This window comes from Ruegeria sp. BHSB056, from assembly GCF_059613305.1.
Genome location: NZ_JBXWSG010000167.1, coordinates 1 through 2,575, shown reverse-complemented (window position 1 = coordinate 2,575; position 2,575 = coordinate 1). Strand labels below are relative to the sequence as shown.

Sequence of the window (2,575 nt, the reverse complement as noted above, 5' to 3'; positions counted from 1 at the left end):
TTGCAGAATACGGCTCAACTCTTCCGGGTTGGAGACGGCTTTTTGCGCCAGCCGTTGCGCGCCTTCTTCGGTGACCATCTCCCAGACAACGGCCGAGGGTGAGATTTCCACTATCGCTTCGGCTTGAATGAGGTGGTGGCGGGGATTGTCGTGAACCTCTCCCAGAATTACTACATCTGCATCCCGCATCGCGAGAGCCGCATCATCGGAAATAAGATCTTCCGCCAGTCCGGGTCGCGCCGCTGTAACCGTAAGGCCCAGAACACACGCAAGAATCGCAAGCTGTTTCATGCGATGAAGTGTTGCACCTCGTTCGACTGGGCTTCAAGGTTCTTGCGCATTTTTGCGAACGCTGCGGCCTCAAGCTGTCGCACGCGTTCCTTGGACAGACCGAGCTCGACGCCGAGACTTTCCAGTGTCCGCGCAGGCTCGCGCAGTTTGCGTTCGCGCACAATGAACCGCTCGCGGTCATTCAGCGCGTTCATCGCGATCAGCAACCACTGGCGCAATTGTTCGGTATCGTGGGTGTGCTCAACTGCTTCGGCGGCCTGTTCGCGTTCATCTTCCAGCGCATCGATCCATTCGCGCCCGTCTTCGTCGGCGGATTGCACCGCGTTCAGGGAAAAATCCGACCCTGACAGCCGACCTTCCATCAGTTCAACGTCGCGCAAAGGAACCCCGATTTCCGTGGCGATCATCTGATGCAGTTGGTGGCGATCCAGCTCAAGCCCTTCGGTCGCGGCCTCGCGTTCCAGCCGGGCCTGAACCCGACGCATGTTGAAAAACAGCGATTTCTGCGCCGAGGTGGACCCCGTTCGCACCATGGACCAGTTCCGCATCACATAGTCCTGAATGCTCGCCTTGATCCACCACACCGCATAAGTCGAAAACCGCACCCCGCGATCAGGGTCGAACTTGTCTGCGGCTTTCATCAAACCCAGACCAGCCTCCTGGATAAGGTCATTCATCGGCGCGCCATAGCGTTTGAACTTGGCCGCCATCGAAATTGCCAGCCGCATATACGCTGTGATCAGGCGGTGCAGCGCCTGTTCATCACGCTGGTCACGCCAGGCATAGGCCAGCCTCAGTTCCGTTTCCGCATCCAGCAACTCGGCCTTCATCGCTTGCCGGGACATCGAAAAATCTGTCGCGTTGTCCAGTGCCATAAACCTCTCCCCCTGATTTGCAGGCGTTGGCCGGGCTTGCCATGCCGACCTATGACCGATACGCAAAACAGCACCAATTGGATCATCTTTAGGTAAGTACTGTGACGTCAGATTTAACCTTAGTTCTGGGCGGAGCTGCTTCGGGCAAGTCGGCATTTGCCGAGGACCTCGTTGTTTCCACAGGGAAAAACAGAGTTTACCTGGCGACATCACAAGTGTTTGATGACGAAATGCGGCAGAAGGTTGAACGCCATCTGGAACAGCGGGGCGGCGGGTGGACCACGATTGAAGAGCCTCTTGACCTGGGGCCGGTGCTGTCCAGCCTGTCCTCGGATCAGGTATGTCTGGTCGATTGCGCCACCATGTGGCTCAGCAATCACTTGCTGGCCGAAACCGATCTGGGCGAGGTCCAAACTGACCTGCTAAAGTCGCTGCGCGCATGCCCCGCGCAGATTGTGATCGTGTCGAACGAAGTCGGACACGGTATTGTTCCCGATAACACGCTTGCCCGCCGCTTTCGCGAAGCGCAGGGCCGGCTGAACATTGCACTTGCGGCGCAGGCTAAACTGGTGATCCAGGTGACCGCCGGGTTGCCGTTGGTCCTGAAAGGGCAGCTGCCGTGACGCGACTGCATCTTGTTCGCCACGGGCCCACGCATGCAAAGACGATGGTTGGCTGGTCCGATCTGCCTGCTGATCTAAGCGATACAGCAGCGCTGAAGCGCCTGCACGATCATTTGCCACCCGATGCATTTGTGATTTCGTCCGACCTGTCGCGTGCAATTGACACTGCTTCGGCCATTCAGGGCCAGCGTCACCGTCTGCCACATCACCCGAACCTGCGGGAAATCCATTTCGGTCAGTGGGAGCTTCGCGGATTTGCCGATATTGAAGCCGAAGACCCCGAGCTGGCTTTTGCCTATTGGGACAACCCCGGTGATGTCCGCCCACCGCAAGGTGAAAGCTGGAATGAGGTCCGCGACCGGGTCGATTCCGCGATCGACGCGCTTATGTCCGCGCATACGGGCCGCGATCTGGTGATCGTCGCGCATTTCGGCGTAATCCTGACGCAAGTACAACGCGCCCTCGATCTGGACGGGCAGCAGACATTTGCGCATCGGATCGACAACCTTTCCGTTACGGATATTGCTGTCAACGGCGGGGTGTGGACTGTCGGATCGATCAATCACCTTCCGTGAACAGGTCTAACACAAATCACTGATTTACCGGTCCGCAAAGCTGAGGCATCGTCCGCGCATGACTTATGACCTTTATATCGGCGATCGCCTCTTCTCCAGCTGGTCAATGCGCGGCTGGTTGATGCTTGAGAAATTCAACCTGCCCTATCGCAGCCACATGATCGGCCTCTATTCCGGCACCATGGCGCAAGACATGGAACCGCTGGCCCCT

The 2,575-nt window shown here is 57.8% G+C and carries 5 protein-coding genes; 3 read left to right on the top strand and 2 right to left on the bottom strand.

Annotated elements, in window-relative coordinates:
* Both AC2FND_RS19965 and AC2FND_RS19960 read right to left on the bottom strand, forming a co-directional pair.
* A partial coding sequence (locus AC2FND_RS19965; protein WP_496771445.1) for a ChaN family lipoprotein occupies positions 1 to 291 on the bottom strand: 291 nt, incomplete at its 3' end.
* Complete coding sequence (locus tag AC2FND_RS19960; RefSeq protein ID WP_267365420.1) at positions 288 to 1,166, bottom strand: RNA polymerase factor sigma-32; 879 nt, start codon at positions 1,164 to 1,166, stop codon at positions 288 to 290. The genes AC2FND_RS19965 and AC2FND_RS19960, both read right to left, overlap by 4 nt.
* Before the next feature lie 101 nt (positions 1,167 to 1,267).
* Here AC2FND_RS19960 and cobU point away from each other — a divergent pair, with 101 nt between their 5' ends.
* From cobU to AC2FND_RS19945, 3 genes are all read left to right on the top strand, one after another.
* A complete protein-coding gene (gene cobU / locus AC2FND_RS19955; protein WP_496771444.1) occupies positions 1,268 to 1,789 on the top strand; it encodes a bifunctional adenosylcobinamide kinase/adenosylcobinamide-phosphate guanylyltransferase in 522 nt (173 codons plus the stop codon).
* Positions 1,786 to 2,364 (top strand): histidine phosphatase family protein, encoded by a 579-nt coding sequence (locus tag AC2FND_RS19950; protein ID WP_496771443.1) that lies wholly within the window; start codon positions 1,786 to 1,788, stop codon positions 2,362 to 2,364. The genes cobU and AC2FND_RS19950 overlap by 4 nt, the downstream gene beginning before the upstream one ends.
* Before the next feature lie 58 nt (positions 2,365 to 2,422).
* A partial coding sequence (locus tag AC2FND_RS19945) for a thioredoxin domain-containing protein (protein WP_496771446.1) occupies positions 2,423 to 2,575 on the top strand: 153 nt, incomplete at its 3' end.

Coding starts and splice junctions, on each gene's coding strand:
- AC2FND_RS19960 (WP_267365420.1), bottom strand. CDS start 1,166: ATGGCACTGGACAACGCGACAGATTTTTCGATGTCCCGGCAAGCGATG.